General features: G+C 67.9%; 11 protein-coding genes, 1 pseudogene and 1 riboswitch. Of the genes and pseudogenes, 5 read left to right on the top strand and 7 right to left on the bottom strand.

Going from position 1 to position 13,088, the window contains the following annotated elements:
- Positions 1-196: 196 nt before the first annotated feature.
- Positions 197-396, top strand: a riboswitch (cobalamin riboswitch).
- A gap of 29 nt (positions 397-425) precedes the next feature.
- Positions 426-1,070, top strand: coding sequence for a 5,6-dimethylbenzimidazole synthase (gene bluB, locus AB0K21_RS40650; protein ID WP_364157848.1), 645 nt, complete (start codon positions 426-428; stop codon positions 1,068-1,070).
- Positions 1,071-1,443: 373 nt separating this feature from the next.
- Here bluB and AB0K21_RS40645 read toward each other — a convergent pair whose 3' ends face one another.
- Entirely contained in the window at positions 1,444-1,590 is a 147-nt protein-coding gene (locus AB0K21_RS40645; protein ID WP_343971106.1) for a hypothetical protein, read from the bottom strand.
- Positions 1,591-1,974: 384 nt separating this feature from the next.
- Between AB0K21_RS40645 and AB0K21_RS40640 the strand changes: the two genes are divergently transcribed.
- Positions 1,975-3,285, top strand: coding sequence for a hypothetical protein (locus AB0K21_RS40640; protein ID WP_343971109.1), 1,311 nt, complete (start codon positions 1,975-1,977; stop codon positions 3,283-3,285).
- Positions 3,286-3,379: 94 nt separating this feature from the next.
- Here the strand turns inward: AB0K21_RS40640 and AB0K21_RS40635 are convergent, their stop codons facing one another.
- Positions 3,380-4,645 (bottom strand): hypothetical protein, encoded by a 1,266-nt coding sequence (locus AB0K21_RS40635; protein WP_343971112.1) that lies wholly within the window; start codon positions 4,643-4,645, stop codon positions 3,380-3,382.
- A 91-nt stretch (positions 4,646-4,736) separates the two neighbouring features.
- Here AB0K21_RS40635 and AB0K21_RS40630 point away from each other — a divergent pair, with 91 nt between their 5' ends.
- On the top strand, positions 4,737-5,141 hold the full coding sequence (locus tag AB0K21_RS40630; protein ID WP_343971115.1) for a DUF4158 domain-containing protein: 405 nt from the start codon (positions 4,737-4,739) through the stop codon (positions 5,139-5,141).
- A gap of 11 nt (positions 5,142-5,152) precedes the next feature.
- Complete coding sequence (locus AB0K21_RS40625) at positions 5,153-6,562, top strand: hypothetical protein (RefSeq protein WP_364157842.1); 1,410 nt, start codon at positions 5,153-5,155, stop codon at positions 6,560-6,562.
- A gap of 19 nt (positions 6,563-6,581) precedes the next feature.
- On the opposite strand, the gene AB0K21_RS40620 is transcribed toward AB0K21_RS40625, so the two are convergent.
- From AB0K21_RS40620 to AB0K21_RS40610, 3 genes are all read right to left on the bottom strand, one after another.
- Positions 6,582-8,056 (bottom strand): IS3 family transposase gene (locus AB0K21_RS40620; protein ID WP_364157839.1). Its coding sequence is split into 2 segments (ribosomal slippage): positions 6,582-7,717 and positions 7,717-8,056, totalling 1,476 coding nucleotides; the frame shifts between segments, so codons are not numbered across the junction.
- Between the two features lie 260 nt (positions 8,057-8,316).
- Entirely contained in the window at positions 8,317-8,742 is a 426-nt protein-coding gene (locus tag AB0K21_RS40615) for a hypothetical protein (RefSeq protein WP_364157836.1), read from the bottom strand.
- 216 nt (positions 8,743-8,958) lie between these two features.
- Positions 8,959-9,561 (bottom strand): helix-turn-helix domain-containing protein, encoded by a 603-nt coding sequence (locus AB0K21_RS40610; RefSeq protein ID WP_343971121.1) that lies wholly within the window; start codon positions 9,559-9,561, stop codon positions 8,959-8,961.
- 82 nt (positions 9,562-9,643) lie between these two features.
- Between AB0K21_RS40610 and AB0K21_RS40605 the strand changes: the two genes are divergently transcribed.
- The gene (locus AB0K21_RS40605) at positions 9,644-10,642 is read left to right on the top strand and encodes an SDR family NAD(P)-dependent oxidoreductase (protein ID WP_343971124.1); all 999 of its coding nucleotides are present in this window, start codon (positions 9,644-9,646) and stop codon (positions 10,640-10,642) included.
- A gap of 156 nt (positions 10,643-10,798) precedes the next feature.
- Here the strand turns inward: AB0K21_RS40605 and AB0K21_RS40600 are convergent, their stop codons facing one another.
- Complete coding sequence (locus tag AB0K21_RS40600) at positions 10,799-11,200, bottom strand: hypothetical protein (protein WP_343971127.1); 402 nt, start codon at positions 11,198-11,200, stop codon at positions 10,799-10,801.
- Positions 11,148-12,961 (bottom strand): annotated as a pseudogene (locus AB0K21_RS40595) (Tn3 family transposase). Before AB0K21_RS40595 ends, AB0K21_RS40600 begins: the two are co-directional and overlap by 53 nt.
- Positions 12,962-13,088 lie beyond the last annotated feature (127 nt).

Raw genomic sequence — 13,088 nt, 5'->3', positions numbered from 1 at the left:
GAAGCGCAGACAACGCCACGAGCAGGCACAGACGACGATCAAGGTGTCAAGCATCAAGCGAGGCCAGAGTGTCAACCATCAAGCGAGACAGGACAACGATCTCTTGGAGCGAGTTGCCGAATTGTTCTTATAGGGGTCAAGGACCCGGCCCGGCCCGGCCACAATCGCAAGCGGTGAGGTGATCAACTATCGTACTCTCGGCGAACTGTTGCGAGGTGCCTTGCGGTCGCGAGGAGAATCGGGAAGCCGGTGTGATTCCGGCACGGGCCCGCCGCGGTGACCGGGAAGCCGCCGTCCACGTGCGAAGCACAGCCACTGGCTCGTAAGGGCTGGGAAGGCGGGCGGTCAGGCGTTGATCCGGGAGTCCGAAGACCGGCCTCGCGCCCATCGCCCCGCCAGGGGCACGACGCAGCGGGAGCCTGCCCATGAACAGCCAGCTTTACGATGTCATTCACCGCCGCCGCGACGTGCGAGGCCAGTTCACCGGCGGACCCGTGCCGGACGAGGTGCTGCACCGCGTGCTGTCGGCGGCTCACGCCGCCCCCAGCGTCGGGCTGTCCCAGCCGTGGGACTTCGTCGTGGTGCGCGACGCCGAGATCCGCAGCGCCTTCCACGACCACGTCCAGCACGAGCGGGCGACCTTCGCCGCCACCCTCGATGACGAGGCCGCCCGGCGGTTCGCCCAGATCAAGATCGACGGGGTGCGCGAGTCGACGCTGTCCGTCGTGGTCACCTATGACCAGGACAGGGGCGGTCCCGCGGTGCTCGGCCGCCACGCCATCGCCGACGCCGGCCTGTACTCGGTGTGCCTGGCCATCCAGAACCTGTGGCTGGCCGCGACCGCCGAACGGCTCGGCATCGGCTGGGTGTCGTTCTACCGTGAGCCTTTTGTGCGGGACCTGCTCGGTATCCCCGTTCAGATCCGTCCGGTCGCGTGGCTGTGTCTCGGTCCCGTCACCCACCTCGAAGAGGCCCCTGATCTGGAACGGCACGGATGGCGGCGACGGCGCCCGCTGGCCGCCGCCATCCATCACGACCAATGGGGGGCGAGCGGCCTCGGCCACCGTTAACTCACCCAACCTGACGCCACCATCTACAAGGGGTTCCGGTAGTAATTGCTGTGAATCCAACGATGTCGCCGCTGATCTGCGGAGACTCCTTGGCAACATGATCATGTGGATGGCGGGTCAAGCTCTATCTACGCAGGCAGACCCATATCCGTTGTATTTTCCGCGATTACTACGGGGACCCCCATAGGGGCCAAGGGGCGGCCCCACGGCCGCGCGGCCCGCCGCGCGGCCGGGACCGGCCTGGAGGCCGGTCCCGGCCGCCGCCGCCACGCGCGCTCGGTCCCGCTCACCGGGGCCGCCCAACCCAGCAACGTCAGAGCGACAGCATTCCGCGGTAGTGCCAGATCCAGGGATCGGCGTCCTGGAGCGGCTCCTACACCGCCCGACGCTCCTCACCGGGGACGACCATGTACGCCCCGGTCTCCAACGCCCCGGTCTCCAACGCCTCGTCCGCCAGCACCATCGGCCCGGGTACCGTCGCCCCGCCCAAAGGACCACCCGGCAAGGTCACCTCTCGCATGGCCCCGCCCCTGACTCGCGGACCCCGGCCATGTCCCCGACTTCGAGGGATCGTGGCGAGGCCGTGACGATCGCCCGTCGGGGTTGCGACCGTAGATGGCGTGCTTCTCCCGAACACGGCCCCAGCCCCAAAGTAGGTCTATGTGCGCGGGTCATCGGGCTTCTAAGAAGATCGTTTTCTCGGAAGCGACCCCAAGCGGAAATGACCACTGCTTCGGAGAACACACATAACGCAAGGGTGAAAGCCCAGCTCGGCACTTCCGAAAACAGAGCCGTGCCGCTACTTGGCGGCCGGGGACACGTTCGGGAGGAGCGGGCCAGGTTGGAAAGAGCTCCTTGATCGCTTTCCGGTGAACTTGGCCGGGTGTACGGCATCATGTCCGTTGTGGATCTTTCCAGGCGTCCTGGGCTGCGCATCGCGGCTGCGGCCGCCACTTTGTTGTTCACCCTGGGGGGCTTCGACCAGTTGAAGATGCCCGCGCTGCCGATGCCCGCGGACGCGGCGGCCTCGGCCGAGGAGATCGCCGAGCGACTGCGGGACCGTCTGGACGACGAGGTCTTCGAGAGCTTCTTGCCGGACCTCACCTTCGCCCCCTTCGCGATGAGCCTGGACACGCCCCTCCTGCACTGGTGCTGGCCGGAGCAGAAGCAGGGCATCGAGGCGCGGCTGCCGCCTGAGGGCGTGCCCGCCTACACCGGCGAGCTGCACGCTCCGGAGGTGGCCGATCCGCTGGAGGTACGGTTCTGGATCACTTCACCCGATCAGGCGAGCCGCTTGGTCGCGGCGACCCGGCGCGGCGCCGAGGAGTGTGGCCGCCGCCCTCGGGAGGGCGATGCGATCAGTGACGTGGCCGATTTCGATCGCTGGGGGTGGCACGGGGTGCGGGTCCTGGTCACCACGGAGAGCTGGACGGAGTACGGCGACTCGGGCGCCAGGGTGACGATCGTGGCCGCACGCGGCGCGCTGCTGGCCGAGGTGTCGTGGGCCTGGGCGTTCGAGGCAGGCGGCAGGCCGGGCCAGAGCCCGCTGCTCCAGGGCACCGAGGCGGCGGCGTCCGTGCTGGCCGCCGTGGGCGGCGCCCCCTCCGCGCCCGCCCCGGCCGGCGTCACCTCGCGGGCCACCTCGACCATGATGGCCGCGGCCCTGCCTCCGCCGTCCGTCTACGGCAAGGACATGAGGCCGTGGCCCGACCCTGTTGGTCTCTTGCATGATCTGGTCTGCCCGTCGGGTTTCGACGAGAACGTGCACGGCGGTGCTCCGGCCATCACGCGCCGTCTGATCGGCGAGGTCTCCATCCGTGAGGACGTGCTGTTCCTGGCCGACGAGCAGAGCGCCGAACAGGCACGCATCCGGCCGATCCTCCGGGCCCGTTGGGGCGTCTCGACTGGCAAGGGGGTGAAGCCCTGCGACTCCGACGACGCGCTGTCCTACAGCATCGACCGCCGCCTCGAGCCCTTCACCAGGGGTTCTTGGACAGGAGAGATCGAGGCTTTCGCCGTGCGGCGCCCTGGCTCGCAGCGCCGTCCTGCCCGTCACGACTCCGTGGCGCACATCGCCGTGGCCGTGCGCCACGGCTCCACCATGGTCTATCTCCGCTGGCAGGGACCGGCAGGGGCCGCCCCGGCCGCTGCCCTGCGCAGGGGCCGCGCCGCCCTCACCGATACCCTCGACCTCCTGCCTAGGGCTGGGAACTGAATACGTGAGAAAGGGGCCATGACCCGATCTTGGTAGTGCTTCCCCGCAGGTCGACGCCGGTTTCTGGTCAGGTAATGCTGCGCGGGTGAGAAGCTCAGGGACTGATGGCCAGGACCTGCAGTTTCGTGTTCGCGGCCTCATGAACCTCAGGTGTCAGGGGATCGGCAGTCAACTCCCGCAGACGCAAGCGGACTGCGGCCGTATCTGGCGCTGCCTCACACGCGCGCTGCTGAACCGTTGGCTCGCAATCGTCAAGTCCCTCGACCATGACGGCTTCGGCTTCATGCGGCGTACATCCCCGAAGCCCGTCCAGGAACGCTTCCCGGGCAAGTGAATGAACCGTGCCTTCCCACGCGGCCATGAGCTCGCTCGCGGCTTCATGGATCCCCAACCGGCCCAGGCCTCGTGCTGGAACCTCGGCAGCGCACCATTCCCCAGCGACGACTGTGCGGTGCAACGCGGCCAGCAACACCGGCGCATCGCCCCGGTCACCGACCTCTGCCAAGACACGCTCCCCGAACGCGACGAGTGTGTCGTCGCCGCTGCCGATCCACGTGCGGGCGCGTGGCAGCGCGTCTGGCCCAAGGTGGTGGAGCGCCTGTGGGATACCCGGCAGCCACCCGGCCGCGTTGCGTAGGCCGGGGTCTTCGGCGAAGTCGAAGACGATGCGATCGCCGCGCCTACCCAGTTCCTCCAGCGCCCGCCGCCGCTCGGAGCCGCCGGCAGCGACAAGCCCGATCAGGTCTTCGTTGTCGATGGCGACGATTTCGGGTCGTGTGTCGCGCCTGGCCGGTCCGGGTGAACGGGAGGCCTTGAGCTCGTCGATGATTCGCCGGACCCGTGGCCGGGACTGCGCGAACGTCGTCCACGGCTCCGTGTCGCACCAGATCGCCTGTGCAAGCTGGGCATCGTCGCGGTTGGCGATGATGTCGTCAGCGAGCCCGTCCCAGATGGCGGGAAGCTTCATCGCCCCGCTGTCGCCGATCGCCTCCAGTGCCGTGGACCAATGCGGCCCGTCGATCGCGTACCCGCGCAGCACGGCCGCCGCGTCGAGTCGACCGACCATCGGAAGCAGGGCAAGGACCTGCAAGGCAAGCTCAACCGGTTCGGCGTCCTCGCCGTCGTACGTGAGCAGGTGCTGTTGGATCGGTGCCAGTGGCAGGTCGAGCCGAGCGATGAGACCGGCGAGGTAGCTGTCGCGTTGATCAACTTGTCGGTCCCAGCGCGTGTCCGTAATCACGCACTCATACACCGCGTCGACGGCGCCGGGAGCGGTCGACGTGCGATGCACTGCGGCACCGCGTCCCCGTTGGAGCTGACCGCGAAACGAGGCCGGACTGTCATATTCGATCATCGACATGCAGTATCCCCGTGGTGGAGGCGCTGAGCGAGCGAATAGCGGCCATGGCTATGATGCCCGGGGTCCTGTCGGTCGTATCTTCGAGGTGCGTGTGACGTCGATCGATCGCACCGCCTACCCGACGTTCAAGCGGATGGCGTCGCGTGATCTGGCCGACGCGTTCACCCCGTCGGACGACGAGATCGAGTGGGCGCGGGACAAGTCCTCGACCGACGCGCATCTGCTGGCCCTGATGATGTGGCTCAAGAGCTACCGACGCCTGGGCTACTTCCCAAAGCTGGAGGACGTGCCGGACGCCGTTGTCGAACACGTCCGCGACGCGCTGAACCTCCCGGCCAGCGTCGCTGCCGAAGTGGATGCCGTGCGCACGGCGAAGCGTCAGCGCGATCTGGTTCGCAAGCGGCTGGGGGTGAAGACAACTCCGCACAGGCGCGGGGCATCGCCGAGGAGGCGATCGAGCAGGCCGCCCAGACTAAGGACAACCCGGCTGACCTGATCAACGTGGCGTTGGACGTGTTGGTGAAGAAGGGCTGTGAGCTTCCCGGCTACACCACGCTGGACCTGTCGACGAAGACCATCCGGGCCCGGGTCAACCGGGGCTTCTTCGACGCCGCGGCGGGCCGGATCGATCCGGCCCGGCGTTCGGGACTGCACGCTTTGATGATGGTGGATCCGGCGACCAGGCGCAGCGGCTTCGACAAGCTGAAGGATCCGCCGAAGGCGGCGAGCCTGACGAAGTTCAAGCAGCGCCTGGAGCACACGCAGTGGCTGGACTCCTTCGGCCCCACCGAGAGGTGGCTGGACGGGATCCCGCCGGGGAAGGTCGGGCATTTCGCCGGGGAGGCCAGGACCACTACGGTCGAGGACTTCGTCAGGATCGGCGAGGCCAAGCGCCTGACCCTGCTGGCCAGCCTGATCCACGTGCTGCGTGCGGCGGCGCGGGACGAGGTCACCGACATGTTCTGTAAGCGGTTGGCGATCATCCATCGCAAGGGCAAGGACCGGCTGGAGGAGCTGCGCGAGCAGCACCGCGCCGAGTCCGAGCGGCTGCTGGAGGTCTTCGGCGAGGTCCTTGCGGCCGCCAAAGACGCGGCCGCCCCGACCGGGCCGCCGCCGGAGCCGGACCCAGAATCCGCCGACCCCGATACGGAAGACGCACGGGCCGAGGACGGCGAGGAGGTCGCCGACGACGCAGAGGATGACAAGTCGGCTGTCGTTGATGATGGCCTCGGTGAGGAAGGTGCGTCGCCCAACGTCAGCGGCGCGGACGAGCTCGCGGCACGAACCGGTCGGCTGGTGCTCAAGGCGCTGGAGTCCGCCGGCGGCCTGGAGCACCTGGCGGCCGCGCACCAGGCGGTGGCCGCCTACCACGGCAACAACTACCTGCCGCTGCTGGAGCAGTACTACAAGTCCCACCGTGCGGCCCTGTTCACCCTTGTCGACTCCGTCTCGTTCGAGGCGACCAGCGAGGACCGTTCGGTGCTGGACGCACTGGAGTTCGTGCGCGCCGTGCGCGCCCGCCGCGGGGACTGGATCGAGGAGACCGTCGTCCTGGGCCGCGGCAAGGACAAGACCGAGGTGTCCATCGACATCACGACGTTCGCCTCGGACATGTGGCGCAAAACCCTGCGGGACAAGCGTCGGCCCGGGATGCTCGCCCGCCGGCACCTGGAGGTCTGCGTGTTCTCCTACCTGGCCGCCGAGCTGCGCAGCGGCGACATCGCCGTGGCCGGCTCCGACTCCTACGCCAACCTGCACGCCCAGATGATGACCTGGGAGGAGTGCCAGGACGAGGTCGCGGACTTCTGCGCCCAGGCCGGCATCCCCACCAGCTCCTGCGGCAGGTGCTCCCAAGCGATGCCGGTATGCAGCACGAACAAGATGCCCTGCAAGGCCAGCCGAAACCTGTCAATTTGATCAAGGCAGTTGAGCTGGGCTAATTCTGTGTCGGCTGTTCTGGCGTGTCCTTCTGCTCGTTCGTGTCGTCGTTCTTGGGCTTGTTGATCCATGCCGGTCCGGGCAGGTCGGGCGGGGTGGGGGTGCCGCCGGATGCGAACCGCTCGGGATGCGTGGCGTGGGCGGCGGCCAGGACACGGGCGCGTCGGTCACGGACGACGGCGGCGCGGCCGTAGTGCACATCGACCGGGTGGTGGTAGCCGATCCCGGAGTGGTAGTGGTCGTGGTTGTACCAGGTGTAGAAGGTCTGGCAGAAGGCGCGGGCGTCCTCGATCGAGCCGAAGTGGCCGGGGAAGGCCGGGCAGTATTTGAGGGTTTTGAAGCTCGCCTCGATGTGGGGGTTGTCGTTCGATGTCTTGGGGCGGCTGTGGGACTTGGCCACGCCGAGGTCGATGAGCAGTTCGGCCACGGTCTTGGACTTCATCGAACTGCCGCGATCGGCATGCAGGGTGAGGGTGTCGCGGTTGACCTTCTGCTTGAGCGTGGTCTGCCGGATCAGCCGTTTGGCCAGTGCGGCCGACTCGCGGGAGGCGACCATCCAGCCGACCACGCAGCGGCTGTAGATGTCGATGATCGTATAGAGGTGGTACCAGACGCCCTTGTCCGGGCCGCGTAGCTTGGTGATGTCCCATGCCCAGACGCGGTTGGGGGCGTCGGCGAACAGTTCGGGGATGGTCTTGGGCGGGTGGGTGGCCTGACGGCGCCGATCACGGCCGACCTCATCATGGGCGCGCAAGATCCGGTACATCGTGGACTCTGAGGCCAGGTAGGTGCCCTCGTCCAGCAGCGTGAAGTACGCCGTGGCGGGGGCCGCATCCGCGAAGCGCTCGTTGAGCACGGCTCGGACGTGGTCACGCTCGGCGGTCGACAGCGCGGCCGGGTGCGGCTTGCGCGGGGTGGTGGGACGGGCCGGAGCCGGGCTGCGGCGGTTGTTTCGGTACCAGTTGGCCTGTGGCACTCCGGCCGCCGTGCACGCTTTGCGGCGGCCGAGCAACGGGGTGAGTGCCTCGATCGCCTCGGCCTGCGCGGTCTGGATGATCTCGGTCACTGCTCGCCCCGAGCCGTCGAGTTCTCGCTGCCGGTGGCGAGCTGATCCAGCAGCGCGAAGAGCTTTCCCTGCACCTCGATCACCTGGCGGGTCTTGTCGAGTTCGGCGCGTAGCCGTTCGACCTCGCCCTCCAGCGTGTCGATCTGCTTGTCACGCGGGTCGGCCTTCGGACGGCCGATCGGCCGGGCCAGTGCCTGGGTCGCCCCATGGTCTCGGGCGGTCTTCCAGCTGGAGATCAGTGAGGAGTACAGGCCCTCTCGGCGCAGTAGCGCGCCCTTGCCGGCTTTGTCGAGCTGCTCGTACTCCTGCAGGATCCGAGCCTTGTACGCCGCGGAGTACCGGCGGGCTGTGGCCCGCTCATGTACCTGCGGGTCAGGGGTCTCGGGGTCTGGTTGTCGTGCTCCCACGAAGGGATGTCTCCTTCCCCGCCTTCGATACAGAGTTATGTACCTTTTTGTTGCCTCTGTCTAGTTTGGCAGAGAGGGGCCGGTCATCCAACCGCTTGCGCCCTGGATGGCGGAAACGCCGCTGACGCTGGGGCAACAGCGGCTCATCACCGCCCACAGCTCGTCACTGACCTCCCACGGCTTCGGCTTGGCCACCCGTGCTCCTCTCTCGGCTACAGCGAGAGATCAAAGCACAACAAAGATCATTCTGTTAGGACCTCTCACCCGCGGGCGGGGCGGCGGCGCGGGTGGTAGGAGTAGGCCAGGGCGAGCAATATCGGGCCCCACAGCGCCGTTGGGGTGATGGACACCATCGCCAGCGCCTGCCACCAGCCATTCTCGTACGCCATGCTGTCGGAGACGCCGACCCAGGAGAGCACCATCCAGACCGAGACCGCAGTCAAGAGCAGCCCACCGGCCACGGCAGGGACGACCGCTGCCATGGGCGGCACACGTCTGCCGCCGATGACCGGGATCCAGCTCGGGACCACCTCGCCCCAGCCGCGCACCAGACTGATGCTGAGCAGCGCCGCCAACTCGGTGAGCACGCTGAGCCCGAAGACATAGGGGATGCTGATCCACAACGGTGACACAGGCGCGTCGTTGAGCTGGCCCATGTCGAAGTGAAAGGCAACCTCCACAGGCACGTGGGGAGCAGCAGCCAGGGAAGCGCGTAGGCGGTACGGAGCGCCCAGCGTGGGGCAGGTTGTGCGGTGTCGCTGGTGGCCGGGGCCGCATGCAAGAGTTTGATCGCCATACCTGTACCCTCTACTGGCCTCGAGGACGATTGATCACCTGTGAGGGTGAATCGCCTCCCCCGCACGAGCTAGTTACGGCTTCGGCACATGGCCGGATGGACGAGGTCAGGTGACGGATTGCGCCACCAAAGCCATGGCCTGCCGCATGGCGTTCCGTACCTCGCTGGGTCCGTCGCCGCGCTGCAGCGCGGTCAATGCGGATGCGCTGATCGCGCCCACCATCGCGCCGACCAAGGCGGAGGCGGTGATCGTGTCAAGTCTGTCGGGGAATGCCCGCTGCAGAGCCTGGGCCAGTTCGGCCTGCGCAGTGAGGTATCGCTGAAGCAGCCGGGCCTGTAGCGCCGGCACCGAGGCCGCCAGCCGTGCCCGCAGTGCCGCGAGCCCGCTGGGGAGGTCGCTGTCCCAGGTATCGGCGATCATCTGATCCATCGCCCGCACCAGCACCTCGGACAGCCGTTCCCCGGCGCGGCGCTCGGCGATCGCCTGCAGCGCCAGATCGACGCGCACGTCGGCATTGGCTAGAAGCACATCCTCCCTGGTCTGGAAGTGGAGGAAGAAGGTGCGGGGGGACACCTCCGCGGCGTCGGCGATCTCGGCCACCGTCACGTGGTCGTAGCCCTTGTCCTCGAACAGGCGCACCGCCGCCTCGATAAGTGCCTGCCGGGTGCGCTGCTTCTTGCGCTCTCGCAGTCCGTGCTTCTCCACCACACAGGGCAGTCTATTACATCTTCTGAATTAATGCATACTATGAATCACTACATAGACTGCAGTCATTGAAAGGAGATCATTCATGGGAAGTCTGGACGGACGAGTCGTCCTCATCACCGGAGCAGGGCGCGGCATCGGGCGGGAAGAGGCGCTGTTCTTCGCCGCCGAAGGCGCCATGGTCGTTGTCAACGACCCAGGCGTCGCCATCGACGGCACGGGCGGCGACGCCGGCGTAGCCGCGAAGGTCGTCGAAGAGATCACTGCCCGCGGCGGACAGGCCGCGGCCAACACCGACAGCGTCACCGACTGGGACGGCGCCCGCCGCATGGTGGAGACGGCTCTGGAGTCCTTCGGCGACCTGCACGTCGTGGTCAACAACGCGACCATCGAACGGAACATGGGCCTGACCGACCTGTCGGCGGAGGACTTCGACGACGTCGTGGCCGTCAAGCTGAAGGGCACCTTCGCGGTAACGCACTGGGCGGCCCGCCACTGGCGCGACCGGTATCAGGCAGGGGTCCACGCCGACCGCGCCGTGGTCAACACCTCCTCCGGCTCCGGGCTGCTCAACCCGTTGCCCGCGCAGGTCTCTTATGCGGCAGGCAACGCCGGGGTCGCGGCGCTGACCACCGTGGCCGCCCTCGAACTCGGCCGGTACGGCGTGCGGGTCAACTGCATCTCGCCCTCGATGGCCCGGACCCGCCTCACTCTCGCCGTTCCAGGCATGAGCGAGGAACCGCTGGCGGGTCGGTTCGACCCACTGCACCCGGCCGCCTGCGCACCTATTGCCGCCTACCTGGCCGGCGCAGCCTGCCCGCTCACCGGCCAGGTGCTGTCGGTACGGGGCGGAACGGTCACGGTCAATCATGGCTGGTCCCTCGGCGGCCACATCCACAAAGACGGGCTGTGGAGCGTGGAGGAACTGGCCGAGAAGGTGAAGGAGCTGCCGATGGACGACCCGTTCGACAAGCTCGCCCAGGCCCTGACCGGCGCACTCGGCACCATCGGACGCGACCAACTCCAGGAGATGATCAACGCCCTGCTTGACCAGGGAGTCCACTCCGACGCGGCCTCCGCATGACGCGATGAACCACGTCCCGGACCGCGTGCTCAGTCACGCGGTCCGGGGACGGATGGGGGTCTGTTTCATAGGTGACCGCCTGTGAGATGCATCCATTCTCTGCGATCTCGCGATCTAGGCAATCCGATCACCGCAGGTCGGAGGCACCTTTCTCCATTAACGATCCTCAGGATGAAATTCCGGCTGAACAGGCGAGGCTCGTTGTGCTTCCCCGTACCCGGCAGCGACGTCCTCAGCTTTGATACCAGAGGCGATCATCGCGGCGGCCGCCGCGCGCTGCTGGGCGGTCATCTTAGGCGGTCGCCCGGTGGGCAGGTCGCGGGCTTCCTTGGCCGCCCTGGCGCTGGCCGCCCGTTCCAGCATGTGGATCCGCTCCATCTGCTGGACGGCGGCGTCGATGTCGCGGGCCCCGGCGCCGCGCCGCAGAGTGGCGAGGTCGCGTTCGAGGTCGCCGTGGCTGCGCCGGATCAGCGGCCAGACGGCCGCCGACGGCGCCGCGGCGAGCTCACCCGGTGGCGACAGGCAGGTCGCGGAAGGGGCGCAACCCGGAGCCGACATCAGCGCGAGTGAAGGCGTAGCGGCCCAGGAAGTTGATGTGCTCGTACTGGATCGGCGACAGTCGGGCGCACATCTCGTCGGTGACCGGGAAGCCTTGGGCGCGTAGTTGCTGGACGGAGGCATCCAGATAGAGGCTGTTCCACCAGATGACCGCGTTCAGCGCCAGACCGAGGCTGCCAAGCCGGTCTTCCAGCCCTCGCGGTAGCGCTGGCGCAGCTGCCCGCGGTTGCCGAAGGCGATCTTGCGGGCGAGCCGGTGCCGGGCCTCCTGCACGTTCAACTGCGCGCCGATCATCCTGCGGTAGCCCTCATCGTGCAGGAACTGCAGCAGGTGCAGGGTCTTGAAGATGCGGCCGTAGTGCACGAACGCCTCTCCCAGGCCGGTGGGGCGGCCGTCGGCCGACAGCATGCGGATCAGGTCGTAGGCGCGCACGGTGCCCATCGTGAGCGAGCCGGCCACGCGGAGCATGTCGCCCCAGTGGGCGCGGATCCGGTCGAGGCGGACGACGTGGCGAGACATGTGTTCCAGCGGCCCATACGTGGCGCGGGTGTTGGTCCGCCACAGCCGCATGTCGGCCAGGTCGGCGATACGCGGGGAGAACTGGTAGCCGCAGATCGCGAACAGGCCGAAGACCAGGTCGGAGTAGCTGGAGGTGTCGGTGATGATCGTCTCGGGGCGGGGGCCGCCGTCGAGGTTGTGGATGGCGTCCAGGATGAACAGCGAGTCGCGCAGGGTGCCCGGCACAACCAGGCCACCGATCCCCATCACTTGGTCATTGACCACGTTCAGCCAGGTCGCGCCGCGCTGCCGGCCGAAACAGACGGGGTTGTGCCCGGCGTGCAGGCTGGCCACCGGGACCACGAAGCGCAGCCCGTCGGCCGAGGCGATGTGCCCGCTGACCCAATGCTGGACGATGCCGATGCCGGCCTGGGCGCCGATCAACCGGGCGTTGGCCGCCGCGATCGTCTCCGCGCGCAGGTAGCCCTGGTCGATCTGCTGTAGCCGGGCCCGCGTCAGGGCGGGCACGTTCGGCTTTTCGATCGGGACCAGGCCGACGTTGCACGCCTCGGCCACGATGAAGGCGGCCAGCACCCGGCCCGAGGCCTTGGTCGGTGCCGTCCGCAACCGCTCCAGCTCTGAGCGGCGCTGGCCGTCCGGCACCGCCAGCAGCCCCACCAGCGCGGCGAGTGTCTCGGCCGGCAACCGGCCTGACAGCAGCGCGTGCAGCCGCTCGTTCTCCGCCCGCCGCACCTCGCCCACCAGCCGCACCAGCACGGTCATGCCCGGAAGCAGAATGCGCTCCTTGAGCATGTGCACCCGGGCCCGGTCGAACAGCGCCCGAGACCCCTCCGCCGAGGCCCAGACCCGCGCCGCCACGTACTGGCGCACCTCGCTCTCGCACGAGCCGAAGTCGCGATAGTCCAGTAACTCCCGGATCTCCCAGGCATGCTCGTACACCGTCTGCTGCCGGTGCCCATAGTCGGCCAAGTGCGCCGGATCCAGGCCGAGCTGCTCGGCGACGAACGCCACCGCCTCCGGCGGAACGGCCAGAGGGTCGTCGGTCAGGAACACCCCCAGCATGCGCACCGTGCCCCACTGCACGGCCCAGCCGAGCTTCATGGCCGGACGCCGTTTGGACGCCAGCGCATCCCATGCACTGCGATCCAGCCGGAAGAACTGCTCCAGCTCTGCGGTGGAGGGCTCCTCGGGGAAGCGGCCATAGCGGGCGATCTGCTCATCAGAGAGAAATTCGAACGGCATGGCCCAGGAACGTAAGCCCCGCAACCTGGCCAAACAGGCGCTGTCACCGAACCGGTACGAAGATCAACTCTCTAGGCCCCCCACTCGGGTCCGCGCGACCAGCCCCAAAGTAGCTCTCTGTAATGTC

Origin of the sequence: Streptosporangium sp. NPDC049248 (genome assembly GCF_040678965.1) — a bacterium.
In the GTDB taxonomy this organism is placed as follows: domain Bacteria; phylum Actinomycetota; class Actinomycetes; order Streptosporangiales; family Streptosporangiaceae; genus Streptosporangium; species Streptosporangium fukuiense.
This window is presented reverse-complemented; position numbering and strand designations above follow the sequence as displayed.